The sequence below is a fragment of the Flavobacterium erciyesense genome (assembly GCF_018069925.1).
Taxonomy (GTDB): Bacteria; Bacteroidota; Bacteroidia; order Flavobacteriales; family Flavobacteriaceae; genus Flavobacterium; species Flavobacterium erciyesense.
Genome location: NZ_JAGPXB010000001.1, coordinates 623,835 through 649,983 on the forward strand (window position 1 = coordinate 623,835; position 26,149 = coordinate 649,983).

A 26,149-nucleotide genomic window follows, 5' to 3' on the forward strand; every position below is an offset into this window, starting at 1 on the left:
GGTTTGAAGCTGCAAATTGAATTTTTTTTTAGAAGTAAGATGTTAAAAAATGGTTAAAACTTAAGTAAAATAGGCAATTTTAAGTACTAATTGTGATACAATTTTTATAATTTTAAGAACTTTGAATAATAAAGTTCGAAAACGTAAAAAAGCCATTTTTTACAAAAAATAAAAAACATGATAAAAACAAATTTATCCCCCATCATTGCTGGTGTAATGAATTGGGGAATTTGGGATAAAAATCTCACTTCCAAAGAAATGGAGAACATGATAAATGTGTGTTTGGAGAATAAAATTTCTTCCTTTGACCATGCTGATATTTATGGAGATTACACCACCGAAGCCTCTTTTGGAAAAGCATTTGCAGCAAGCAAAATAGCGCGCGAAAAAATACAGCTGATTTCAAAATGCGGTATCCAAATGGTAACTGGCAACAGGAACAACGCCATCAAGCATTATCAATACTCTAAGGATTATATCATTCAGTCTGTTGAGGCCTCTTTACAAAACCTACACACTGATTATTTAGATGTATTGTTATTGCACCGACCAAGCCCATTAATGCAGGCAGATGAAATTGCTGAGGCGGTAACTCAATTGCAAACTCAAGGAAAAATCATTGATTTTGGACTTTCGAATTTCACAAATTCGCAGACTGAATTGATCAGACAAAAAACACCTGTTTCTTACAATCAAATTCAGTTTTCAGCAACGCACCACGAGCCTATGCTAGATGGTAGTTTAGATTATATGCAACTGCACAACATTCGACCAATGTCTTGGAATCCGCTAGGATCTGTGTTTAGAGAAGACAATGCGCAAACCCGACGTTTGAAAAAATTATTGGCTACTTTGGTTGCTAAATACGAATTAGGTTCAGACACATTATTGCTTGCCTGGATTTTACAACATCCCTCTAAAATAATTCCAATTGCAGGTACCGTAAATGTGGCTCGAATTCAATCGCTGATGAAAGCTGCTGCTTTACAATTGGATCATGAAGATTGGTTTGCTATCTGGACGGAAAGCATGGGGAATAAAGTTCCTTAATTTTAGATCAAGCTCCTTTTTAATTTTTAAAAAAATACAAATGAATAAAACCGCATTAATAACTGGTGCTACCAGCGGCATAGGTAAGGCAACAGCCCAACTTTTAGCCAAAAACAATTTTAATGTGATCTTGTGCGGCCGTCGAGAAGACCGCCTTGAAGAACTTGCTCAGGAGTTAGGCAGTATTACTCAAGTACACACATTGTGTTTTGATGTACGCGATAAAGAATCAGTTTCAAATCAGATTAGCTCCTTGCCAGCTGCTTTTTCAACCATCGATGTTTTGATTAATAACGCTGGAAATGCGCACGGACTGGACCCGATTCAAACAGGAAGCCTTGACGATTGGGACGCCATGATTGACATTAATGTAAAAGGACTTTTATACGTTTCTAAAGCGATAATTCCGGGGATGATTGCCAAAAAATCAGGTCATATCATCAATATTGGTTCAATTGCAGGCAAAGAAGTTTACCCGAACGGAAATGTCTACTGCGCCTCGAAACACGCGGTAGATGCTTTGAACCAAGCCATGCGAATTGATTTGAATCCGTTCGGAATTCGAGTTGGAGCGATACATCCTGGTGCAGTTGAAACCGAATTTAGCGAAGTACGCTTTAAGGGCGATACCAGCAGAGCTGCTAGTGTTTATAACGGATTCGAGCCGCTACGTGCCGAAGATATTGCAGATATCATTCATTTTGTAGTAACAAGACCATACCACGTTAATATCGGTGATTTACTGGTGCTACCTACCGCTCAAGCCGCAGCAACTATTTTAAAGAGAGACTAGTAAAAAATTGTAATGATTAAAAAATTAACCGCAGATTCGCAGATTTTTAATTAATTTTAAGTCCGTGAATCTGCGGTAATTTATTTTACAAAGAATCTAAATATAATTAATTCTTCAATGACGATTTAAGATATTGGAAATACACATTAATCAATAACAATGATCAACAAACGCCTTTTGATTAAAAATTTACTCGCACACAATGACGAATGTAGTTTTTATGATAAAAAGCGGCAGTTGAACCTGCATACTCGAGAGGGAAAAGCCAAGTTTTTAAAACACATTTGTGCCTTATCTAACTCTAATCCTACCAACAATTCTTACATAGTCGTTGGTGTCGAAGATCAAGATAACACAATTGTAGGAGATGATTTTTTTGACGATAGCCGAATTCAAAATCTTGTAAATGCGTACTTAGAAAATCCTCCCAAAATTCAATACGAGAATGTTCCTTTTCCTAATTTACCAAAAGATAAAGTTGTAGGATTGGTAACTATTAAACCCAAAAATAAAATTTCTAGTTTTAAAAAAGGCATTCATACCATTCCGATAAACAGTATTTTTATCCGTGTTGGTAGCAATACCACTCCGCTAGAGGGCAAAATGGATTTGAATTTTACCAACGTTGAAACCGTAATTGGCATTGAAAACAATTCCCGAAACAGCATAGCACATACCTTGGATGGCGTAATTGAATTTATGAATTTCAAACATAAAGACATGGCGCCAAAATACAAAGTTTTCAAAGAGTTATTCGTGATTTGTTGGGCAGGAATTATTAAAAAATCTAAAAACAAAACCTATTTATCACGAGTAGATATTGAGCTTGTAAACGAACAAATTAAATTATTTTACTCCTCGCAAGATGTTGTAGAAATTTTCTTTGACGAAGACAGTTTCACCATTATTGAATACGTACCCCTTGGATTAAGAGATCAAATGCAGTATTATCCGCTAGAAAAACAAACGTTACATTTTTTTGACAATGGTTACTATAAAATAGAAACAGAATTCCTTTTCCAACCGCCTGAATTTGACAAAAAAACGTTGTATCACATTTACAATTCTAACTTGGCATTACTCAAAAAGATGAATTCCAGTCATTCATTAACAGCACACGAACAAAAAGACTTGTTACATCTGCCTTATACTTTTATGATTTGTTATTTAAACGGATTTGAAGATGCCAAACAAAACTTGATTGATGCAAAAACAATTCTGAAACCATTCTCAGCGGTCTATTTGTCGTTTAAAGAAGCGTTACGAGTTTTACGAAAAATGAAATACGATGCTTAGATTCAAACATTTTATTGTGAAGGAAATGAAATAGAGATAACTTAAAATAAGAAGGAAGATTTTTTTTTCGCTTACGCAAAAAGAACGATGATTGCTTAAAGTCGATTTCAAGTGCTCTTTTACACAATAAAATAGGCAAAGCAATTAACGAAGCTGAATTAATGCTAAAAGTCAGATTGAATTAAAAATAATTTATAATATCTGTAATCAATTGACACATCATCTTTACTAAAAATAGCGTTATTTTAACCAGTGCACTCATGGGAAAAATGGTTTAAATTTCTGTAAAGATAACTGTAATAATTGAATTACACAATCATTTGTAAGTGCATTTTTCACAACTGTTTAACGATTTACGATTACAGTGTTTAGATCCTTAAAAAATGAATTTAGCTCAAAACAATATGGTTCAAATTTCATTGTTTTCAATATTAGCACAAATAGTGCTTTTTTTCTGCTATTTTTGCAAATACAAATAGACAATATTCAGAATGAGAACACTCGTTATCGGCGATATTCACGGTGGCTTGCGAGCACTACATCAAATCATGGAGCGCGCCAAAGTTACCAAAAACGACACCCTTGTTTTTTTAGGAGATTATGTAGACGGATGGAGTCAATCACCACAAGTCCTTGATTTTATTATTGATTTGCAATCACAGCAAAATTGCATTTGTATTCGCGGCAATCATGATGACTTGTTATTAGAATGGCTTGATGAGAGCAAAGACAACCTTTTGTGGTACAAACATGGTGGCGAGGCAACGGTGAAAGCCTACGAAAGTGTAACATATGGCCAAAAACAAAAACATATCGAATTCCTTAAATCGCTTCAAAATTATTACCTAGACGAGCACAACAGATTGTATGTTCATGCCGGTTTTACGAATGTGAATGGCGCACAATTTGAATATTTCCCAGGACAATTTTATTGGGATCGAACTCTATGGGAAACCGCCTTATCCTTAGACGATCGTATGGCGATAGACCACCCTTTTTATCCCAAAAGATTGAGTATGTACCATGAAATTTTTATTGGTCATACTCCGGTAACGCGAATTGGAGAAACAACACCTGTTAAAAAAGCTAACGTATGGAATGTAGATACAGGAGCAGCATTTAAAGGTCCGCTTACCATTTTAGATGTTGACACCAAAGAATTTTGGCAAAGTGAACCGCTTGATCAATTATATTTTGACGAAAAAGGCCGAAACTAATAAAATATAACAACTAATTTTTACCAATTTAAAATAAAGAAAATGAAAAAATACATTGTACTTTTTGCACTTGCACTAACAGCTAGCATAGCTCAAGGCCAAGCTTTTAAAGGTAATGCCGATACTAAATTTGATCTTGGAGCAATACTACAAGACGGCGGATCTGGCATTCGAGTTGCTACTGATTTTGGCCTGGGCGAAAATATGTCATTTGGCTTTGCAACATCTTATTTGCTTTCTGTTTCAAATGATGCCTTGGGAAACAAACCAGATTTTGGAGACCGTTTTGATGTAAAAGCACGTTTTAACGCTAATCTAGGAAACGTATTTCAATTGGATGAAAAAATGGATATTTATCCTGGATTGGATTTAGGTTTAAGAAATTTTGGAGCTCACTTAGGTTTTAGATATTTCTTTACTGAAGGTTTCGGTGTTTTTACTGAAGCAGGAATTCCTGTAGCTAGCTACAAAACAAACCCAATTGGTTTTGACAAATTAAACAATCAGTTTACATTTAATATTGGAGCATCTTTCAATTTGTAAAACAAAACTATTTTGAAAATAAAAAAAGGCAATTTGAAATTTCAAATTGCCTTTTTTAGTATTTCTATTTATTCGATTACAAATCAAATTTAATTCCTTGTGCTAAGGGTAAACTTGTGGTGTAATTGATGGTATTAGTTTGACGACGCATATATACTTTCCAAGCATCAGAGCCAGACTCACGACCGCCACCTGTTTCTTTTTCTCCTCCAAAAGCACCACCGATTTCGGCGCCAGAAGTTCCAATATTTACGTTTGCAATTCCGCAATCAGAACCCATTACTGATAAAAACAATTCAGCTTCACGCAAATTGTTGGTCATAATTGCAGATGACAATCCTTGCGCTACTCCGTTTTGAATTGCAATGGCATTTTCTACCGTTCCTGAATATTTTAATAAGTACAATACAGGTGCAAAAGTTTCGTGTTGTACAATTTCAAAAGTGTTATCAGCCTCAGCAATAGCTGGTTTTACATAACAACCACTTTCAAATCCTTCACCAGAAAGCACTCCGCCTTCAACAAGAATATTTCCGCCTTCGGCAACTACTTTTTCAAGCGCTTTATTATACATTTCTACAGCATGTGTGTCAATTACAGGACCAACATGATTATTTTCATCTAATGGATTACCAATACGCAATTGCTTGTAAGCAGACACCATGGCATCTTTTACCGTATCATAAATACTTTCGTGAATGATCAATCTACGTGTTGAAGTACAACGTTGACCTGCTGTTCCTACAGCACCAAATACAGCGCCGATAACGGTCATTTTTATATCAGCGTCTCGAGTTACAATGATAGCATTGTTTCCACCTAATTCTAACAATGATTTTCCAAGGCGAGCAGCAACCGCTTGCGCTACAATTTTACCCATACGAGTAGAACCTGTTGCAGATACCAAAGGCACGCGCTTATCGTTAGTCATCATTTCGCCTACTTTGTAATCTCCATTGATCAAACAAGAAATTCCCTCAGGAAGATTATTTTCTTTAATTACTTCGGCAATAATATTTTGGCAAGCAATACCACAAAGAGGTGTTTTTTCAGATGGTTTCCAAACGCAAACATCGCCACAAATCCAAGCTAATGCTGTGTTCCAAGCCCAAACTGCTACTGGAAAATTGAAAGCCGAAATGATTCCTACCACACCTAGCGGATGGTATTGCTCGTACATTCTGTGTCCTGGACGCTCAGAGTGCATGGTTAAACCGTGTAATTGACGCGATAATCCCACTGCAAAATCACAGATGTCGATCATTTCCTGAACTTCGCCGTAGCCTTCTTGCAATGATTTCCCCATTTCATAGGAAACTAACTTACCAAGAGCTTCTTTATTTTTACGTAATTTTTCACCAAACTGGCGTACAATTTCACCGCGTTGTGGCGCTGGCATTGTTTTAAAAGTTTTAAAAGCCTCTGTCGCTGTTTGCAATACTTTTTCGTAATCAGCGGCAGTAGATGTTTTTACTTTACCTATTAATTGCCCGTCAACAGGCGAAAAACTTTCTAAAATTTCACCATTTGAAAAGGAGTTTTGTCCGGTTGAACTTCCTTCGTTTATATCTTTTATGCCCAATTGCTTCAAGGCTTCGTTCATTCCGAATTGATTGGCTATTGTTATCATTCTAACTTTTTTGATTAAAATTGTTATATTTATTTACAAATATATTGATTTCAGCTTGAAAAATACACTTTGGTATTTTATTTTGTTCTAGCCCCGGTAGTAGCGGCATCTCCCGATTTTAAAAAGCAAGGCTTTTTTGGCCGTAGTTTTTTTAATCGGGAATACAGCGGATGACGGGAAAAAGCTCCTAAAAAAAACTAGTCTTTAGAAACAAATTTAGGATCGGCCTGCATGACTGTGCCACATGAATCGCAAGTGCGCAAGCTTTCTGAATTATAGAAATGTTTGAAATGCGGCAAGAAATCTTTTTCGATATTGTAGAGTTCAAAATAAACCTCGTGCAATTTATGATTGCAGTTATCACAAAACCACAGTAAGCCATCGGTAAAACCCTGACCCGCTCGTTTGCGTTCAATAACCAGCCCAATAGAACCCTCAGAGCGAACCGGTGAATGTGGCGTTTTGGCAGGATTGAGATACATATCGCCAGGATTTAATTCCATTTCGCGGCGCTCTCCATCTTCCTGAATAATTACTTTTATAGAACCTTCGAGTTGGTAAAATAGTTCTTCGGTTTCATTGTAATGGTAGTCTTTGCGGGCGTTTGGGCCAGCCACTACCATAACGATGTAATCTCCTGATTCTTGGTATAAATTTTTGTTGCCTACGGGCGGTTTGAGTAGGTGACGATTTTCATCAATCCACTTATTGAGGTTGAAGGGTTTTGCGATTGCCATTTTAGTATGAGTTTCAAAGTTACTAAGCCACTAAGGTACTAAGATTTTAAATGAATCAAGCGACTAATTTTTACCAAAAAAGCGAAGACGCCCATGTATTATTTTTGCTTGATCAAATAAATATAAACGGGAAAATGGTCGCTAAAACCAATTTCAGAGGATGAATGTCGGAGCGGATATCCTTTAAACTGACCACTATTTTGAATGAGAAAAGGTTTGTTGTAAATGCCCGCTTTCCAGAAACGATAGCTAGAAAAATCGGAACGAATTAAAGTCTCAGAAACCATTATTTGATCGAAAATGTCCCATGCATCACGATGCGCGATGGTTCCTTGGCCTTTTTGAGCCATTTCGTCAAAAGGGTTAAAGATGCCAAACTCTGCTACGAACGCTTTTTTGGCTTTGGCGCCAAGCCCAATTTTTACGCTTTTATTGTAGGGTCCGTCATTGAGATCGCCCATGGTGATGATTTTTGCTTCGGGATTAATACGCTGCAACGAATCGATTATTTTCCTGTTTAGCAAACCTGCTGCCTCGCGATACGGACTTGATTTTTTTTCTCCACCAGAACGCGATGGCCAATGGTTTACAATAATATGAATTTCTTCGCCCTCAAGAAATCCCGTCACTAACAACTGATCACGCGTGTATACTCTGTAATTTTTGGTATTTACCTCAGGATTATCATCCGTGATTTCAGCTGTTTTATCGGCAACCTCATCTTTTGTCACATTTCCTTTTTTGTAAATGTATAACGGGATGTTGCTGGAACTTGTGGGTTGGAATTTACTTTTTTGATACAAAAGTGCTACATCGATTCCGCGTTTATCGGGCGAATCAAAATGTACAATGCCATATTCTTTCTCTAGCAAAAGTGGCTGTTTGACTAGATCTTCAAGAACAGCTCTATTTTCAATTTCGCAACCTCCAATAAGAGTTGGTGAATCTGCATGCTCTCCGTTTCCAATTGAAGAAAGAACACGAGCTAGATTAGATAATTTTTTTTGGTATTTGTCATAGGTCCAACGTTGCAAACCTTTCGGTGTCCATTCCTCATCAAAAGTATCTGGGTCGTTAATCGTGTCGAATAAATTTTCGAAATTATAAAAAGCTACGGTGTGAATGCTGTATTTTTTAGTTTGAGATGAAGCAATTATAGGCAGGCCGAGAAGAAGGAGCAACAGAATTCTAAACTTCATTGTTTTGTTTTTTTGAGTTACAACGTACCGATAATCAATTACTTTAGGTTAAAAGTAGTAATTTGTATTGAATTTCGCATTGTTTTAGAAATGACTATCTTTGAAATTATAAACAAGCCCTTTTTTCAGTTAACGCCAATTCATGACCTATTATACATTCAAGCAACCCACAAGACATTCTATTTTTTATTGGTTGCTATTTCTTATTTTTGTTTTTGAAACATCATACAGTCAAGCTCAAACCACTATGATTACACCACCTTATTTGCAAAAAGGAGATACCGTTGCTCTTGTAGCTACAGCTCGAAAAAACATTGACAACAACCTGCAACCTGCTATTGATTTATTACATAGTTGGGGACTTGAGGTTGTCATTGGAAAGACCATTGGCTTGGATAACAATCAACTTGCAGGAACTGATGAACAACGCGCAGCCGATTTTCAAGCACAATTAGACAACCCAAACATCAAAGCAATTTGGTGCGTAAAAGGCGGTTATGGTACGGTTAGAATGGTTGATTTATTAGATTTTACAAAGTTTAAAATGAATCCGAAATGGATTGTAGGTTTTAGCGATGTAACTGTTTTGCATAGTCACTTGAACACCTTAGGTTTTCAATCGCTTCACGCCATCATGCCACTTACTGCGCCACGAGCAACGCCGCAAGCCATAGAATCACTTAAAAAAGCGCTTTTTGGCGAATCACTTTCTTACCAAGTTGCCGCTTTTAGTAAAAACAAAATAGGAACTGCAACAGGACGATTGGTGGGCGGAAATTTATCGATACTCTACAGTTTGTTTGGTTCAGCATCAGCAATTGATTGCACCGATAAAATTTTGTTTATCGAAGATCTTGACGAATATTTGTATCATATAGACCGCATGATGATGAACTTAAAACGCAATGGTTGCCTCGAAAGCATCAAAGGAATTGTTGTAGGATCAATGACCAAAATGAAAGACAACGATATTCCGTGGGGGAAAAATGCGATCGAAATTATTGAAGATGTAACGCAAAAATACAACATTCCGATTTTGTACAATTTCCCAGCCGGGCACATTCAAGATAATAGAGCCTTGATTTTAGGAAAGAAGGTTACACTAGACGTACAGGAAAAAGGGGGAACGCTTACATTTGAATAAAAAAAATTCCACCCTAATCTTTTTTGAAGGAGTGGAAGCCTATACGAAAGAAGTTTGAGGACTTATGCAGTACATTAAATTCTGTTTTTTTCATTGATGAATTTTAGTTGCAGAAGTTAAAAACTTTAAACCTCAAACTTGAAACAAAATTTTTAAATGGCTGAACACAACGAACTTGGTAAACTTGGCGAAGAAATGGCTGTTGAATTCCTGCAAAAGGAAGGCTATACTATTTTACAAACCAATTATACGTTTCAAAAAGCAGAAATTGACATCCTCGCTCAAAAAGCAGGTGTTCTTGCTGTAGTCGAAGTAAAAACAAGATCTTCCCTAGATTTTGGATTACCTCAGGATTTTGTGAAGCCAAAAAAAATACAACTACTAGTAAAGGCTGTCGATGCTTTTGTCACTCAAAATGATCTTGACCTAGAGGTACGTTTTGATATCATCGCCATTCATAAAAACGATAAATCTTTTGTTATTGAGCATCTTACCGATGCCTTTTATCATTTTTAATCACTTTTTTACTTTGTTATATTTGTAACAAATTGTTTTTTTATTTATCTTTGCGTTCAAATTACACAGTAACTACATACAACGCAACTACAAATTAAAAAAATCCACCATGAAAACTGTTTCTTCAATTGTTGAAAATTACATCAAAACAAAACCTTTTTTACTAAATGCTTTATCACTAGGTATTATCAATTTGACTTCGTTATCACGTAATATCATGACAGAATTAGAAGCTGATTTTGGTAAAGAAGTGAAGCAAGGTGCTGTAGTTATGGCATTAAAAAGATTAACAGAGGAATTGGATTTTAGACTCAACCACAAGATTAATAAAGTCATCAAAAATATTGGCGAAATCACCGTGCGATCAGCTCTTACGGATTATACTTTTGCAGCCTCAGAAACAGTTTTGAACAAACAGGCTGATTTAATTGCGGATATCAACGCATTACCAGATATTTTTTATACTTCATCAAGAGGAGTAAACGAAACAAATATTGTAGTGAGCAACAGCATCAATCATCTTGTAGACAAACATTTTGCAAACGAAAAACTGATCCAGAAACTAGATGATCTGGCCTCGATTACTGTAAAATTACCTAAAGAAAACATTGTAGTTCCTGGAATTTACTATTTCATTTTTCAGCGCTTGGCTTGGGAAGGAATTATTATCAACGAGGTAATTTCGACATCAAACGAGTTCACTATTTTAGTAAGTGAAGAACAAGTGGATGTGGCTTTTAAAGTGATAAAGGATTTGAAGAATTAAAAACATTCTACAATAATTAAAGCTTCCAGCCTTTGGAAGGCTGGAAGCTTTGAAAATTTTTTACTCCCCACCCAACATCTCCATCAATTCCAAGCACTTGCGAGTGGTTTTAGCGTCATCAAAGGTTAAGAGCAAACGTAATCCTGCTGGAGTTTGCTTTTCTTTCATTCGACAAATAGCGCTATTTTTTTGAACAAAATTCACAACTTGCATAAATCGCTTGGATTGGTAATAATCCGATTGTTGATCAGAAACAAAATAACCAATCATCTTACCTTGCTTCAATACCAATTTCTCAATTCCTATTCGTGTAGCGATCCATTTAATACGAATACTATTCATCAACGCTTTGGCACGTGGAGGCATAGGTCCAAAACGATCAATCAATTTATTTTGAAATATAATTAATTCTTCTTCATTTTTGATGGCTCCCAACTCATTGTATAGACTCAAACGTTCCGATACATTATTGATGTATTCATCGGAAAACAACAATTCAAAATCAGTATCTATTTGAAGGTCTTTTACATATTCCTTGGTTTCAATATTATTTTCTTCTGGATATAAATCTTTGAATTCGTTTTCTTTCAACTCATCGATAGCCTCGTTCATGATTTTTTGATACGTATCAAAACCAATTTCGTTAATGAAACCGCTTTGTTCACCGCCCAATAAATCTCCTGCACCACGAATCTCTAAATCTTTCATGGCAATGTTAAATCCGCTGCCCAATTCACTAAACTGTTCCAAGGCTTGAATACGTTTACGAGCATCTTCGGTCATACTTGAATAAGGCGGACAGATAAAATAACAAAACGCTTTCTTGTTGCTACGCCCTACTCGACCACGCATTTGATGCAAATCAGACAGTCCGAAATTATTGGCATTATTGATAAAAATCGTGTTCGCATTTGGAACATCCAATCCGCTTTCGATAATGGTTGTTGCTACTAAAACATCAAATTCACCGTTCATGAAAGCCAACATCAATTCTTCAAGTTTTTTACCATCCATTTGACCGTGACCTATTCCTACTCTGGCATTGGGAACCAAACGCTGAATCATTCCGGCTACTTCCTTAATATTTTCTATTCGGTTATTGATAAAGAAAACCTGTCCGTTACGCTGAATTTCATACGAAATAGCATCTCGAATAGTCTCTTCGCTAAAGCCAACCACATTCGTTTCAATAGGATATCTATTAGGCGGCGGAGTCGTAATCACCGATAAATCTCGGGCTGCCATCAATGAAAACTGTAAGGTTCTCGGGATTGGCGTTGCTGTTAGTGTTAAGGTATCAACATTCGCAGCAATGGTTTTCAGTTTGTCTTTTACGTTGACACCAAATTTTTGTTCCTCATCTACAATTAACAGTCCAAGGTCTTTAAAAACTACATTTTTGTTAACCAATTGATGAGTTCCTATGACAATATCAAGTTTTCCTTCGGCTAATAATTTTAGTGTTTCGGCTTTTTGTTTGGCAGTTCTAAAACGGTTTAAATACCCAATTGATACCGGCATATCTTTCAATCGCTCGCTAAAAGTTCTATAATGTTGGTAAGCCAAAATGGTTGTAGGAACCAAAACAGCAACTTGTTTGCTATTATCAACTGCTTTGAAAGCCGCTCGAATAGCTACTTCGGTTTTACCAAAACCAACATCACCACAAACCAAGCGATCCATCGGACGGTCGCTTTCCATATCTGCTTTTACCTCAGCCGTTGATTTAGTTTGGTCGGGCGTATCTTCGTAAATGAACGAGCTTTCTAACTCATTTTGCAAGTAACTGTCAGGCGCGTATTGAAACCCTTTTTCGAGTCTTCTTTTGGCGTAAAGCTGAATCAAATTGAAGGCAATATGTTTGACACGCGCTTTGGTTTTTTGTTTTAAAACCTTCCAAGCGTTAGAGCCTAGCTTATAAATTTTGGGTGGCGTTCCGTCTTTTCCGTTGTATTTTGAAATTTTATGGAGCGAGTGAATGCTTACGTACACAATGTCATTATCTGCATACACGAGCTTGATGGCTTCTTGTGTTTTACCTTCTACTTGTATTTTTTGCAAACCTCCAAAACGGCCTATTCCGTGGTCAATATGCGTAACATAATCGCCTACCGAAAGTGTTGTCAGTTCTTTTAAAGTTATATTTTGCTTTTTTGAATAGCCATTTTTGATGTTGAATTTATGGTAGCGTTCAAAAATTTGATGGTCTGTGTAGCACGTAATTTGGTTTTCTTCGTCAATAAAACCTTGATACAAGGGCAAAACAACAGTATTGTATTGCTTACGGATATTCTCAGAATTGGCTTCGTCTAAGGTTTCGAAGATATCGTGAAAACGCTTGGCTTGCGCATCATTTGAACAAAACAAATAATTTTTGAAACCGTTAAAATGATTTTCATTCAAATTATTCAGCAACAAATCAAATTGTTTATTAAACGATGGTTGTGGCTTGATATGGAATTCCCATTTTTGAGTAGTTCTAAAAATAGCCTTAGTATTGAACTCAATAATCGAAAAATCCAGCGAGCGCTTGATGAATTGCGTTTGGTTCAAAAACAATTGCTCCGGCTCACTGCGTTTAATTTCTTGCGATAATTTAGCAAAAGCGGTTTCGGCACGAGCAAATTGTTTGTCTAACTCTGTGCATAAATTTTCAGTGTTTTGAATACAAATAACCGTTTGCTCTGAGATATAATCTAGAAAACTTTCACGGTTTTCTTGAAAGACTTTGTTTTCGACATTGGGAATAATAGCAATTTTTTTCTGCGGCAAAATAGATAACTGCGTCGCTACATCAAAAGTACGAATGCTCTCGACCTCATCACCAAAAAATTCAATTCGGTACGGATTATCATTCGAGAAAGAAAACACATCGACGATACCGCCACGAACAGAAAACTCGCCCGGTTCGGTAATAAAATCGACTCTTTTGAATTCGTATTCAAATAAAACTTCGTTTATAAAATCGATAGAAATTTTGTCACCCACCGCCACTTTTAAAGTATTAGTGTCTAATTGCTTTCTAGTCACTACCTTTTCAAACAAAGCCTCCGGATAGGTAACAATTAGCGCTGGTTTTTTACGAGAGTTGATGCGGTTCAAAACTTCAGCTCTAAGCAAAACATTGGCATTATCGGTATCCTCAAGCTCGTATGGCCTACGAAACGACGCGGGATAAAACAACACATCTTGCTCGCCCACCATTTGTTCCAGATCATTCAAATAATAAGCTGCTTCTTCTTTGTCATTGAGCACTACTAAAAACGGAAGCTCCGCCTTTTTAAAAACAGCACGCAAAACAAAGGAAAGAGATGATCCCACCAAGCCCGAAAGCTGCATTTTTACCTGATTTTTTTCGAGTAAGCGCGCTGCAATTTGTATGGTTTTGGGAGCAGTATCGTAGGTTTGGTATAAAACTGATTTACTCAACGCGTGGAATATTTGGATCTACAATAGGCGTATTAGGAATGGCTCTGCTGCTGTCTAGCATACGTAGCAAATCAGACTCACCTTCTTCTAACTGGATTTTACTTTTTTCAACAATTTCGTCCATTTGTCTTTGAACGGAAAGTAATTCGAGATTAATTTCGGCTACCAAAGCACTCACTTTTTTGTCTGGAATAACGTCTAAGTGCATAAATAAATCCAACATCCGCACCTTGGTTGTTAGAGCTGCAATGCGGCTACGTATTTGTGGTTTGTCGTATTGGTACGGTATGCGTTCGCCCAGCGCCATTACTTTTTTAGATAATTCTGCCGATTTGCGTTGATACGCACGAACAGATGCTTGCGGTTTTTGTGCCAAGGCATCCAAAAAAAGGCGCAATTCGTTCCAAGAGGCTATACTCGTTTCAGAAGCTTCGGTAAGTGGTGTATCGTAAAAGTCCCAAGCCTTTTGCAAACTTTTTACTAAAACTTCTTTTTTTTGAACCTCCTTTTGTGTGTCTGCCAAACGATTGTCATCCTCATTTTTACAAGAAAACAAGAACAAAACGAGGCAACAGCAAAGAGCAAAATTGTATTTCATTTTTTGTGTCATTAAAGTACAAAGTTACAAACTAAATTGGCAATATCGAATGGTGGGTTTGGGGAATGTCAATCTCGCTTGAAACCATTTAACATTCGATTTATTGGTTTAAAAAACTGCTTTTTGACTCTGCATAATCTATCAAATACGATCTGAAATAAATTTGTTTTAAAAATAATGGCTCTTACTTTGCCATTTTGACAACAACCAAATGAAATTCACCACTAATAAAACCAGTATTTTCGTTTTAGATTGAATTTTATTTATTGTTTTGTGGTTTTTATTGCTGTTTTTATCAAAAGTTGTACTATTTGCGAAAACGTTATCTTTGTTTTTCAAAACAGAAAAAGATGAGTACTAAAATATTGATTATAGGCGCTTGCGGCCAAATAGGAACAGAGCTTACGCAAAAGTTACGCTCGATTTACGGAACGGAAAATGTGATTGCCTCTGACATCAGAAAACTGAACGTTGATGTAGTAAATTCGGGACCATTTGAAGTGGTGAATGCTTTAGATTTTAATCAGATTGAGCATTTAGTTGAAGTACATCAAATTACCGATGTATATTTAATGGCTGCACTATTATCGGCTACAGCTGAGAAAAACCCTGCCTTTGCATGGGACTTGAATATGAACTCTTTATTTCATGTTTTGAATTTGGCGAAAGCCGGAAAAATAAAAAAGATATTTTGGCCATCAAGCATCGCGGTTTTTGGACCTACAACACCCAAAGAAAACACACCACAATACACGGTTATGGAGCCATCAACGGTCTACGGAATCAGTAAGCAAGCAGGCGAAAGATGGTGTGAATACTACCATAATGTGTTTGGTGTTGATGTGCGTAGTATTCGTTATCCTGGTTTGATCAGCTGGTCATCGCCTCCTGGTGGCGGAACTACAGATTATGCTGTAGACATTTATCACAAAGCACTAGCCGATCAAAAATACGAGTGTTTTTTATCCTCAGAAACTAAAATGCCAATGATGTACATGGATGATGCTATTGCGGCAACCATCAAAATCATGCAAGCGCCTGTTGAAGAAATTAAAATTCGTTCCTCATACAATTTGGCTGCTATGAGCTTTACCCCAACAGAAATTGCTGCCGAAATCAAGAAACACATTCCTGAATTTACCATTACTTACGAACCGGATTTCCGTCAAAAAATTGCCGATAGCTGGCCTGCCAGTATTGATGATAGCAGCGCCCGCAAAGACTGGAATTGGAATCATGAGTTTGATTTAGCAAGCATGACAATTGATATGCTAGAGCATTTAAAGTAAAATTTTTGAACATAAATAAAACGCCGCAAAATTGTTTTTTTGCGGCGTTTTTTCATTTGTAAAACTTGTCAACCTATTTTAGGACTATTCAAGGGCTTCGAGGTATTCAAGACTAATTATAGATGTAATCACCTATTTCCTTTTCAACTTTCCAATGATTTTTCTTCCTTTTCATAATTACAATTCTTGCATTTCCGCCTCCAAAAAGAAATGCTTTTTGATAATAAAATAAAACATATTTTTTTTTCCAATAATAAAGTGGTTCAGAAAGAAAAATTATTTCATAGTTACCTGTCCCCATTGCTATTTTTTGGGTAAATGCTTCACCAAAGAGTACTTTCTTACTTTCATGTAAAAACTTGAAATCATTGAAATCACTTTTTTTCCATTCTTGCGGTAATGTGTCATTTTTATATTCCAGATACATTTTTTTCCAATGCTTTAAATTAAAATACGCATGAGTATCTGTTTGCGGCAGTAGATGATTTGAACCTTCACTTCCATTAAAAATACGAAGAACTTGTTTGTTGCTAATTTTTTCTTGTTGAAGAATGTATGTCTTGTTTAATTTTTGTGAAATTAAGAATGTTTTGATTGGCTCATAACTAGCGAGATATTTACTGCTGTTACAAGACAAGATGAAAAACGGGATTAGCAGTGCTACTTTTTTTATGTGCTTCATTACAATTACATCACAGTTTTTAAGACTAATTATAAATGTAATCCCTCATGACCCTGACTACTTGCCATTGATTTTTCTCTTTTTTCATAATGACAAGATTTGAAGATCTACTTCTTGCAGAATGTTTTGTTTCAAATAAAAACAAAATGTATTTTCTATTAAAATAATACATCGGCTCTGAAATCGTGAACCATTCACGAATTCCGGTTCCGGCATATTTATCAATAACTATGCGAGTTAGCATTAAACCGGTACCTTTCTCTAAGATAAAATTGTAATTAGGAAAGTCTTCTTTTTTCCAATGTCGCTTTATGGTGTCATTTACATACTGTTTGTACAATTTTTTCCAGTGTTTTTTTACATATAAACCGTCAGTATAATCCGTGGGGTCGGTAGGATCTATATAACGTTCGGCACCCTCGCCACCATTAAAGATTCGTAATGCCTGTCGATTTTCTTCTTTATCACTTTGTAGAATATGTACTTTGCTTTTATCAATTTTTTGAGTTTCTAGAAACACATTGATAGGCTCATAAGTAGTAAGATATTTACTGCTGTTACATGACAAGATAAAAAACGGAATTAGCAGTGCTACTTTTTTTATGTGTTTCATATTCACTAATTTTTACATGGAGTTCCTAAAGGCGTATACCCTTGATATGGTGTTCCTTTCATTTCTGTATTAATGCGGTCTAAAATCCTCTCTCTATCTGCAGATCCCTCTGGATAGGTTTTATTAAATATTTTAGTTCCTGTGAGTCCTCCCCATGCCATATCAAGATAAACTTGACTTGGATAACCTGAATGAAACGTATCACCAAGATGAAATTGTTCAATGGTGGTGGCTATTACATTAACGTATTTCCCAGCAATCAATTCATGATGCGCATCTGGTAAAATTGAAGTATTTTTAGTAGCTTGCTGTTGTACATAAGCATCAAAAATAGTTGGGAAATCATTTATTCCCACAGTGCTGTTTTTTAAGTGATCTTCTAGTAAACTTATGAGGTAAGCATGAATAATTTCATGTGCCATTGTAGTTGCTACTGATAGGTCAGTAGGTCTTGTACCAAATAAAGTTCCTTTAATGTAGTCTTCATTAAAAACCATATTTACATCTGTGGCGGAACTAGCAGCTTTAGTTGTTTGGGCCCAATCATCTGCATTAAAATACTCCTTTGACTTATAATAACTTTTATATTCCAACTCAGTCAAATCATAATTTAAAAATAATGAGTCCTTTTTTATTTGATAATGACCTTTACCAAATTCATCATCTCCTAAACAAGCTCCTGAATGATACTCAAAGGTTCCGTTTGCATTTAAATCAAAATAATTATAATACTCCTGATTTGGCATTAAACTACTATATCTCCCAACTATCTGTTGTTGACAAAATACATAATTTGATAAAAATACAGTAACAATAAATAATAAATACTTAATCACATTTTGTCCCTTTAGATTGATTGTTTCCATTTTGTTCGTTTAGTATTATGTTTGCTATTGCTTGTCAGTCATTTGCATTGGGTACAATTTCTTTAAAGGTATCTGTTTCTGCAACAATAGTGCCATTTGGATCTGTTTGAAACATCCTTGAAAACGCCATGGATTTATAATATTCCCAACCTAAATTTCCACCTGTTCCGAATTTTTTATCCCATTCATAATAATGAGTATGCCATCGCATCTATATATTTACTCATAAAGTTATGATGAAAAGTATTCATATCCGTGAATCCGTTTTCAGCCGCATAATTTCTCAATTGAGTTTGAAAAGGCTTATCTTTAAAATCAGGATAACCAAAAAAGTAGGTATTTAAATATGCGTGTACGGTGCTCGCGCTAGCCGAGGTTTTTTCATTTGTAAATTTTTAAATAAAAAATCATTTAGACATTGTTTCATCTGATCGAGAGTTATTTAAGTTCCCCCCTCCACCTTTTGTAAGGTTAAACAAAATAATTATTTCTGATTTGTTGTTTAGTATAAAAGGTACTGTCAATGATTTATTAAACTGCACATAAAATAAATGTTCACCTGAGTTCAATTTAACTGCATCACTTTTAACATCCACATTACTGTTCGCAGATTGCGTAATTACTATTTTTTCGGGATTTTTATTATACTCCTCTCGAACAGTCTTTAAAAAAAATAAACATACATCCTTTTGTTTTTTAGAATAGTTAATTTTAGTTTTTAAAATTTGCTCTAAAGGCATGGATTCATCAACAAGTTCAAGAGCAAAATTCTTTACTATATTTTCATCTCTTTTTGAATTATAATAAATTACAACAATTGATATTGCAATTAACAATATTATTAGAATATTTTTTTTCATAATTTTTTAATTACAAATCCCTTTATTACTAGCTGCGTTAGCTTCTGTTGTTTGTCGCTGAGAATTTGCTGGTAGTGTCATATTTCTTATATCCTGACCTAATTGACCTGGGTTACTGCCAGCACCACCAGGCCAGCTGCCATAAGAATCTGACAAAGGTAAGCCAGCTATCTTACCCACTTCTATTGCAAAATCAGTACAATTATAATTATCCAAATCATATACTTTTGGGGCATTACTTGCATAGGCAATAATACTAAACAATTTGTTAGCATCTACTGGGGTAGATAAACTTACATCAAAATGGTGATTTTCATCATTCCCAAACACCATATTATCAGTTGAATATCCGGGCGCCGGGTATATACTAGTAGCTGGCCAGTATCCAAAAACACGTCTTGTAAGACCTTGCTGAATAGCAATAAAAGTATGGCCTACATCTGTACCTGACCAAGCTTTTGAATTATTTGATAATGGTTGATCTACATATATTATGACTTCAGCTGACTTACTAAGATCAAAACATTTTAAATATTCATTTATTTTATCAATTACCTTTTCTGGATCGGGACCAATTACAACGACATCCTTTTCTTCAACAGGTCCAACAATAGCACCACCACTAGACCCTCCGCCACCATTATAATTTGGATCCCAGTTTATTGAGATAGGTACTTCATTTGCTAGGTTAGTTAATGAAACAAATCCAGGTGAAACTTTAAAGCGATTATAAACAACAACTTCATCCAACTCAATTGGTTCAACAGATTCATTAGTTCTTAAAGCTGTTTTTTGCCCAAATTTAGGCTTTTTGGAAGGAACCAAATCAATTACGTATTCGTTGTTTTTTAAACGATAGGCTCTAATAAAGTCACCATTTAATCTTGTCATTAGTACAATACCGCTAAACGTATTATGGGTAAATGAATCATCTGAAAACTCATGATAAATCATTGATTCAATTTGTGTTCCTACCCGCAAAAAAAGAGCACGGCGACGTTGGTTGTGTGCTTTTGTTTTCATAGGAATAACAGTCAATAATTCACTTGTATTGGTAAGTTTTTCTTGTGTTACCTTATCAAATTCAAATTGGTTTTGCTCACCACTAATCTTAGCTGTGGTTTTTGGAGAATGATTGAGGTTTCTTACAAAACTTATTGCATCGCTTTTGGCAACCGTTTCAATTGAAGATTGCGGCTCAAAAGCTTGATCTTCGGTATTACAAGATTGATTAATACCAAATAATAAAGCCATAAAAAAGCAACCAATTATGCGCTTTAAATTATTTGTTTGTTTGTTTGTTTGTTTGTTTGTTTGTTTGTTTGTTTGTTTGTTTGTTTTCATATTTTTTTTTTGATTAACAGAAAATAAAAGTAATGAATTTAAGAAGCCTCACAATACCCACTTTTGGTGATATTTGACTATTTTAAAAATCCCGCAAAATTATATTTTGCGGTTTATTTGTGATATTTCAAACTTCCAAACCCCACATTTCTAATTAAAAAAACAACCGTTTCCTAAAAAAACAGAAATCACTCTATAATTATGTAACATTATAAATTTAAAAATAAATGTAGCGCACTGATTATCATTATTTTTGATAAAAAATAGAACGTTATGAAACTTAAATCAAGTGAACCTTTTTGGTTGGTAAAAAACGGAATTCTGCACTCCTATCCCTCGTTACAAAAAAATATTACTACCGATATCTTGGTAGTAGGTGGCGGTATCACGGGAAGTTTGATTGCGCATCAATGCATCAAAGACGGTCACAAAACGGTTTTAATTGATAGACGAGAAATAGGTCATGGCAGTACATCAGCAACTACCTCGATGCTACAATATGAAATAGATGTTCCCTTACACGAACTCAACGATTTGATAGGTCCCGAAGAGGCAGCCGCGAGTTATTGGGCTTGCTACAAATCAATAGACGATTTGCAAAAGATTGTTTCAACCATAAAATCTGACTGCGGATTCAAGAAAAAGGATTCCCTTTACTTTGCTGCTTATAAAAAAGATGTTGCTTGGCTGAAAGATGAATTTGAGGCCCGAAAACAAATAGGACTTCCTGTGCAATGGCTCGAAGCTGCTGACATTGAAAAACGTTTTAAAATAAAAAATTCTCATGGCGGTATTTTATCACAACAAGGCGGCAGTATTGATGCGTTTCAATTGGCACATGATCTTTTGCACTACAATCATAAAAAAGGTTTGCAAATATTTGACAAAACTGATACCAAAAACACAAACTATAATAAAAGCGGTGTGGTCGTTACAACCGAGCATGGCAGCACAATCACTGCAAAAAAAATCATCTATTGCAACGGATTTGAAAGTACTGAAATTATTAAAGATAAATTCGTGAACCTCTTGTCAACCTATGCCATGGTTGGAGAACAATTTGAAGACGATCAAAGTCACTTGAGTGAAACTCTTTTTTGGAACACCGCAAAACCTTATATGTACATGCGCACCACAGATGACAACAGGTTGTTGATAGGTGGCGAGGATGAAGACTTTGTTGATGCTTCAAAACGTGATGCTTTACTTGAAAAAAAATCAGTCAAACTAAAGAACTATTTGAAAAAAATGCTGCCAGATTACCACTTCCAAACAGATTTTGTTTGGGCAGGTACATTTGGAGAAACCAAAGACGGATTGCCTTACATAGGCGAACATCCTAATTTCCCGGGTGCTTATTTTGTTTTGGGCTTTGGCGGTAACGGAATCACCTTTTCTGTCATCGGAATGGAACTTGTTGCTGATATGCTACAAAACAAAAAACATTCCCTCTCAGATACTTTTAAATTCAGACGCTAATTTGTTTTCCAAATAACAAAAAGCCCAAGTAAACCATAGTTTATTTGGGCTTTTGTGTGGAGCGTAAAAAGAATAACTTACTTTTTCTTTTTTGCTATTAACGTTTGTAATTCTTTGTAATCTGCTTCCGATTGTAATTCAATTAAATCTCGAAGTTTTCCGTTTTTGAGTACGAGTGCATATTTTTTTCTAACCAATGTCGACTTGTCTTGCACGGATACAATTTGCTCCAGCGGAATAATATTGCTACCGGTTTTTTTTATAAAATACTGTCGCAAACCCACCGCAGCTGCCATACCAATTAACAACCAAATTAGTTTCATTAAACCAAATTCTACCTGAGAATTCGATAGGTTCAATATCACATTGACAAAAGTCACGATGAGTAAGAGTCGTACAATTAAAAAGTGACTTTTTAAACCGTCTTTAATTTCAAGCGAAGCAGTTGCTTCATTGTATTTGAATTTCATGTGAAAATTAACTACTGTTTAAAAACGTTATTCTCTTTTTTAATATCAGCCATTAAACTGCTTGGGTCAATGGTAATACTTTTTATAGCTGATTTTGCTTTAGGAAGATTCAACTCGTAAGTTGGGTATGCCCAAGCCCAATCAGAAAGTACGGTTCTTTTAATTGCCGGATACGGATTTTCTTTTTCAAAACTCATCATGCGCAAAGGCACGTAAAAAGTTTCTACTGTTCCATCTGTATATTCTACAAGCAAATCAATTGGCATTGGCATTCTGCCAATTCTCTCCAAAACTACTTTGGTTTGACCCGCATTTTCAGTTACTTCTTTAATTCCGTAATCAATCGTGTTGGTTGTTTGTGTCCAATCTGTTAAATACCAATCTAAGTTAGCTCCTGAAACTCTCTCAGCAGTTCTTTTAATATCATTAGGCGTAGGATGCTTGAATTTGAAATCGCTATAATACTTTTTCAAAGTCTTCATCAAATTGTCTTTCCCGATCAAATAAACTAATTGTGTCAAGAAAAGTTCTCCTTTGCTGTACGAACTAATACTGTACACTCTGTTCTCATCAAAACGATCCGCATGCGTACTTTGAGGCAATTCTTTACCTGAATTTACCATAGAAAAATATCCTGCATAACCTCCCGCAAATGGGTTTTGTGCTTTTTTCTCTGCAAGTTCATTCATTCCTAAGTCTTCTAAAAACGATGTAAAACCTTCATCCATCCAGCCGTGTTTAGACTCGTTTGAGGCTAATACATGTTGGAACCAAGAGTGCGCCATTTCGTGAGCCGTTACGCCCAACAATCCTTCAAATTTACCTTGCCCCAAAATCAAAGTACACATGGCATACTCCATTCCGCCATCGCCACCTTGAATAACGGAATATTGTTTGTACGGATACTCACCCACAGTTTTGTTGTAAAACTCCATCAATTTTACAGTCAACGGCTGTAAATTTTTCCAGTTTTCAATGTATTGCGGATTGTTTTTGTACAAAAAGTGAATGTCAACACCATTTGGACCTTTGGCAATATCATGAATATAGTTTTTGTCAGCTGCCCAAGTAAAGTCGTGAACCATTGGTGCTTTAAAATGCCATGTAAGTGTTTTTGCTTTTTTAGGAATGGTAACCACTGTGCCTTGAGCTTGGTAACCGTGACCAATTTCATTTGGATTTTGCAAGTAACCTGTTCCACCTAAAACATAGTTTTTATCGATAGTAATTTTTACATCAAAGTCGCCCCAAACTCCGTGAAATTCTCTTGCGATATACGGATCTGCGTGCCAACCTTCAAAATCAAATTCGGCTAATTTAGGATACCATTGTGCCATTGACAATTCAACTCCTTCAGCATTATTGCGTCCTGAACGACGAATTTGTACCGGAACTTGACCGTCAAAATCTAGTGTAAAAGTAGTTTTAGAATTCGGTAAAATAGGCTTAGCCAAAGTTACTTCGAGTATGGTTCCCACCTCTTTTGCAGTAGCGGCAATACCATCTTGTTTGAAATTAGTTACGTGTAGAAATCCAATTTCGTTAGGTTTCAAATTTTTGATGCGACTTTCTTTTACTTCTTTGTCACCTACTTTTACTTTAGACACCATTCTGCCATCAGGATCTTTGATGTTTTGAATGCGCGCATCCATTTCGCTTCCTGGCTGAAAAGCGTTGTTAAATAAATGGTAATACACTTTTCTTAACGTATCCGAAGAATTGTTAGTGTACACCAGCTCTTGCGCTCCTTTGTACTTATAGGTAGCTACATCGAGTGCAACTTCCATTTTGTAGTTTGCATGCTGCTGCCAATACGCATTACTTTGTGCCCAAACACTACCAAAACCAGTAGTTAAAAGAGCGCATAAAAATAGTTTTTTCATAAGTGGTTAAAATAAAAAATGGAAGGACGATTTGTCCTTCCATAAAATTAAGTTTCTATTAGTTATTTTGACATTCTCTCAGCCATCAATAATGCATTGTAAGCATTTACAATTTTACCTGATTGTGATAGTGTGGTAAACGAACGTTTGTCTGTTGGTTTTCCGCCTACAATTACTTCAGTAGTTATCGCAACTCCTGAATCCATCAAGATTTGTTTTACTTGTTTCGCTGATAATTTTGGATAGTATGAACGAATCAATGCTGCAACTCCTGCTGTGTTTGGTGCAGCCATTGAAGTTCCTTGTAAATATTGGTATTCGTTATTTGGAGTGGTTGCATAAATTTTTACTCCTGGTGCAAAAACGTCTACATTTAATTTACCAATGTTAGAAAAACGAGCGACTACTTTTTCTCCGTACTCATAATTCAATGCTCCAATTGTAATTACGTTTGAAGCAAACTCTTTTACTTTATCATCAGAATCGTTCGGGAAATTTTCGGCAAAGTCAATATCTTTCGCATCGTTTCCGGCTGCGTGTACAAAAAGCACGTCTTTTTTCTCTGCATATTTGATCGCGTCATACACCCACTGCTTGTGAGGTGAAAAAGCCTTACCAAAACTTCCGTTGATTACTTTCGCGCCATTATCAACAGCATAACGAATACCTAATGCAATATCTTTATCGTACTCATCTCCGTCTGGTACGGCACGAACCGTTAAAATTTGAACATTGTTTGCTACACCATCTCCACCTAAATTGTTACCTCTAACTTGAGCCACAATTCCGGCAACGTGTGTACCATGCAAAATTTCGCTTTTATCTGGACCCATTACGTTGTTGTTCCCGTACTTGGTATCAGTAATATCGTTTGGATTGTCGCCAACCACCTTACGATAATCCGTTTTCAGGTTGTCACCATTAATAAGTGCATCTTGAGCATCTTTTTGTTTTTGAACTGCAACTTTCAACTCAGCAACTGGTAAACCATAACCCAACATTTGTTGCATTGTAGTTTTGCTTTTTAGTAAATCAGCATCTTGAGTTGTAATTGCTTTTACCTCTTCTGCGGTATAAACAGCTTTACCTAAATGCTTCGCAATTGCAGCATCGCTTGTGGTTAATGTGCTAATCATTTGCTCCGAGCGTGCTTTTATTGTTGCTGCTTCGGCTACTTTTTTATCATTTACTGCTTTGGCTTCTTGAAATGTTTTTTCGTCAACCAAATTTTTGTCTCTAATGATTCTTTCGTATTCAACATTTTCTTTGGTGATATCACCCAAGAAATTCCAACCGTGAATATCATCTACGTAACCATTTTTATCGTCGTCGATTCCGTTTCCTGCAATTTCCTTAGCATTGGTCCACAAAACCGATTTTAAATCTTCATGCTCGATATCAACACCTGAGTCTACAATACCTACAATAACAGGTACTCCTTTTTTACCTTTTAACAATTCAGCATAAGCTTTATCAACACTCATTCCAGGAATGGTGTCGCTTACAATATCAAGGTGACTCCAACGTTTCAATTCGTTTTCTGTTAAAGCCGCTTTCTTCTGTACATTTAACGGTGCAGAAATTGGAGCCAAATTAGCTGTCGCAGTACTCGAAACTTGTTTTGCAGCGCCACATCCTACTAAAGCAAGCATGGCAAAAGCAGAAATGTAGATAGGTTTGATGGTATTCATGGATATTTACTTTTAAAAATTTTATAAAATATTGGTCTAAAATAATTGATTTTG

The 26,149-nt window shown here is 35.8% G+C and carries 24 protein-coding genes; 10 read left to right on the plus strand and 14 right to left on the minus strand.

Annotated features, from left to right (window positions below):
• Nucleotides 1-177: 177 nt before the first annotated feature.
• The 5 genes from KBJ98_RS02865 to KBJ98_RS02885 all read left to right on the plus strand — a co-directional run bounded on the left by KBJ98_RS02865 (nt 178) and on the right by KBJ98_RS02885 (nt 4,899).
• Complete coding sequence (locus KBJ98_RS02865; RefSeq protein ID WP_210788168.1) at nt 178-1,050, plus strand: aldo/keto reductase; 873 nt, start codon at nt 178-180, stop codon at nt 1,048-1,050.
• Nucleotides 1,051-1,090: 40 nt separating this feature from the next.
• The gene (locus KBJ98_RS02870; RefSeq protein WP_210788169.1) at nt 1,091-1,843 is read left to right on the plus strand and encodes an SDR family NAD(P)-dependent oxidoreductase; all 753 of its coding nucleotides are present in this window, start codon (nt 1,091-1,093) and stop codon (nt 1,841-1,843) included.
• A 159-nt stretch (nt 1,844-2,002) separates the two neighbouring features.
• Nucleotides 2,003-3,139, plus strand: coding sequence for an ATP-binding protein (locus KBJ98_RS02875; protein ID WP_210788170.1), 1,137 nt, complete (start codon nt 2,003-2,005; stop codon nt 3,137-3,139).
• Between the two features lie 491 nt (nt 3,140-3,630).
• A complete protein-coding gene (locus KBJ98_RS02880; RefSeq protein ID WP_210788171.1) occupies nt 3,631-4,356 on the plus strand; it encodes a metallophosphoesterase in 726 nt (241 codons plus the stop codon).
• Between the two features lie 42 nt (nt 4,357-4,398).
• The gene (locus KBJ98_RS02885) at nt 4,399-4,899 is read left to right on the plus strand and encodes a DUF6646 family protein (RefSeq protein WP_210788172.1); all 501 of its coding nucleotides are present in this window, start codon (nt 4,399-4,401) and stop codon (nt 4,897-4,899) included.
• Between the two features lie 76 nt (nt 4,900-4,975).
• Here KBJ98_RS02885 and amaB read toward each other — a convergent pair whose 3' ends face one another.
• The 3 genes from amaB to KBJ98_RS02900 all read right to left on the minus strand — a co-directional run bounded on the left by amaB (nt 4,976) and on the right by KBJ98_RS02900 (nt 8,465).
• Nucleotides 4,976-6,529 carry an L-piperidine-6-carboxylate dehydrogenase gene (gene amaB / locus KBJ98_RS02890; RefSeq protein WP_210788173.1) on the minus strand — a complete coding sequence of 518 codons (1,554 nt, stop codon included), beginning with the start codon at nt 6,527-6,529 and terminating at the stop codon, nt 4,976-4,978.
• A 197-nt stretch (nt 6,530-6,726) separates the two neighbouring features.
• Nucleotides 6,727-7,266 carry a 3-hydroxyanthranilate 3,4-dioxygenase gene (locus tag KBJ98_RS02895; protein ID WP_210788174.1) on the minus strand — a complete coding sequence of 180 codons (540 nt, stop codon included), beginning with the start codon at nt 7,264-7,266 and terminating at the stop codon, nt 6,727-6,729.
• 98 nt (nt 7,267-7,364) lie between these two features.
• Nucleotides 7,365-8,465: an endonuclease/exonuclease/phosphatase family protein gene (locus KBJ98_RS02900; protein ID WP_210788175.1), complete on the minus strand. Its 1,101-nt coding sequence runs from the start codon at nt 8,463-8,465 to the stop codon at nt 7,365-7,367.
• 142 nt (nt 8,466-8,607) lie between these two features.
• Between KBJ98_RS02900 and KBJ98_RS02905 the strand changes: the two genes are divergently transcribed.
• From KBJ98_RS02905 to KBJ98_RS02915, 3 genes are all read left to right on the plus strand, one after another.
• A complete protein-coding gene (locus KBJ98_RS02905; protein WP_394369360.1) occupies nt 8,608-9,609 on the plus strand; it encodes a S66 peptidase family protein in 1,002 nt (333 codons plus the stop codon).
• 156 nt (nt 9,610-9,765) lie between these two features.
• Nucleotides 9,766-10,125: a YraN family protein gene (locus tag KBJ98_RS02910; protein ID WP_166132729.1), complete on the plus strand. Its 360-nt coding sequence runs from the start codon at nt 9,766-9,768 to the stop codon at nt 10,123-10,125.
• Nucleotides 10,126-10,234: 109 nt separating this feature from the next.
• Entirely contained in the window at nt 10,235-10,891 is a 657-nt protein-coding gene (locus KBJ98_RS02915; protein ID WP_166132728.1) for an aspartate kinase, read from the plus strand.
• 60 nt (nt 10,892-10,951) lie between these two features.
• Here the strand turns inward: KBJ98_RS02915 and mfd are convergent, their stop codons facing one another.
• Nucleotides 10,952-14,320, minus strand: a complete 3,369-nt coding sequence (gene mfd / locus KBJ98_RS02920) for a transcription-repair coupling factor (RefSeq protein WP_210788176.1) — start codon at nt 14,318-14,320, stop codon at nt 10,952-10,954.
• On the minus strand, nt 14,313-14,918 hold the full coding sequence (locus KBJ98_RS02925) for a hypothetical protein (protein ID WP_210788177.1): 606 nt from the start codon (nt 14,916-14,918) through the stop codon (nt 14,313-14,315). Before KBJ98_RS02925 ends, mfd begins: the two co-directional genes overlap by 8 nt.
• A 350-nt stretch (nt 14,919-15,268) precedes the next feature.
• On the opposite strand from KBJ98_RS02925, the gene KBJ98_RS02930 reads away from it, so the two are divergent.
• Nucleotides 15,269-16,207, plus strand: coding sequence for an L-threonine 3-dehydrogenase (locus KBJ98_RS02930; protein WP_210788178.1), 939 nt, complete (start codon nt 15,269-15,271; stop codon nt 16,205-16,207).
• Nucleotides 16,208-16,319: 112 nt separating this feature from the next.
• Here the strand turns inward: KBJ98_RS02930 and KBJ98_RS02935 are convergent, their stop codons facing one another.
• The 6 genes from KBJ98_RS02935 to KBJ98_RS02960 form a co-directional block, all read right to left on the minus strand.
• Entirely contained in the window at nt 16,320-16,889 is a 570-nt protein-coding gene (locus KBJ98_RS02935) for a hypothetical protein (RefSeq protein ID WP_210788179.1), read from the minus strand.
• Nucleotides 16,890-16,914: 25 nt separating this feature from the next.
• A complete protein-coding gene (locus tag KBJ98_RS02940) occupies nt 16,915-17,502 on the minus strand; it encodes a hypothetical protein (protein ID WP_210788180.1) in 588 nt (195 codons plus the stop codon).
• A gap of 5 nt (nt 17,503-17,507) precedes the next feature.
• Nucleotides 17,508-18,248 carry a hypothetical protein gene (locus KBJ98_RS02945; protein ID WP_210788181.1) on the minus strand — a complete coding sequence of 247 codons (741 nt, stop codon included), beginning with the start codon at nt 18,246-18,248 and terminating at the stop codon, nt 17,508-17,510.
• Nucleotides 18,249-18,402: 154 nt separating this feature from the next.
• On the minus strand, nt 18,403-18,579 hold the full coding sequence (locus tag KBJ98_RS02950; protein ID WP_210788182.1) for a hypothetical protein: 177 nt from the start codon (nt 18,577-18,579) through the stop codon (nt 18,403-18,405).
• 196 nt (nt 18,580-18,775) lie between these two features.
• Entirely contained in the window at nt 18,776-19,228 is a 453-nt protein-coding gene (locus KBJ98_RS02955) for a hypothetical protein (protein WP_210788183.1), read from the minus strand.
• Nucleotides 19,229-19,234: 6 nt separating this feature from the next.
• Complete coding sequence (locus KBJ98_RS02960; protein WP_210788184.1) at nt 19,235-20,572, minus strand: hypothetical protein; 1,338 nt, start codon at nt 20,570-20,572, stop codon at nt 19,235-19,237.
• Between the two features lie 273 nt (nt 20,573-20,845).
• On the opposite strand from KBJ98_RS02960, the gene KBJ98_RS02965 reads away from it, so the two are divergent.
• Nucleotides 20,846-22,051, plus strand: a complete 1,206-nt coding sequence (locus tag KBJ98_RS02965; RefSeq protein WP_210788185.1) for an NAD(P)/FAD-dependent oxidoreductase — start codon at nt 20,846-20,848, stop codon at nt 22,049-22,051.
• A 77-nt stretch (nt 22,052-22,128) separates the two neighbouring features.
• Here the strand turns inward: KBJ98_RS02965 and KBJ98_RS02970 are convergent, their stop codons facing one another.
• The 3 genes from KBJ98_RS02970 to KBJ98_RS02980 all read right to left on the minus strand — a co-directional run bounded on the left by KBJ98_RS02970 (nt 22,129) and on the right by KBJ98_RS02980 (nt 26,095).
• Complete coding sequence (locus KBJ98_RS02970; protein WP_210788186.1) at nt 22,129-22,521, minus strand: hypothetical protein; 393 nt, start codon at nt 22,519-22,521, stop codon at nt 22,129-22,131.
• Nucleotides 22,522-22,532: 11 nt separating this feature from the next.
• Nucleotides 22,533-24,404: a M1 family metallopeptidase gene (locus KBJ98_RS02975; RefSeq protein ID WP_210788187.1), complete on the minus strand. Its 1,872-nt coding sequence runs from the start codon at nt 24,402-24,404 to the stop codon at nt 22,533-22,535.
• Between the two features lie 62 nt (nt 24,405-24,466).
• On the minus strand, nt 24,467-26,095 hold the full coding sequence (locus KBJ98_RS02980) for a S8 family peptidase (protein WP_210788188.1): 1,629 nt from the start codon (nt 26,093-26,095) through the stop codon (nt 24,467-24,469).
• Nucleotides 26,096-26,149 lie beyond the last annotated feature (54 nt).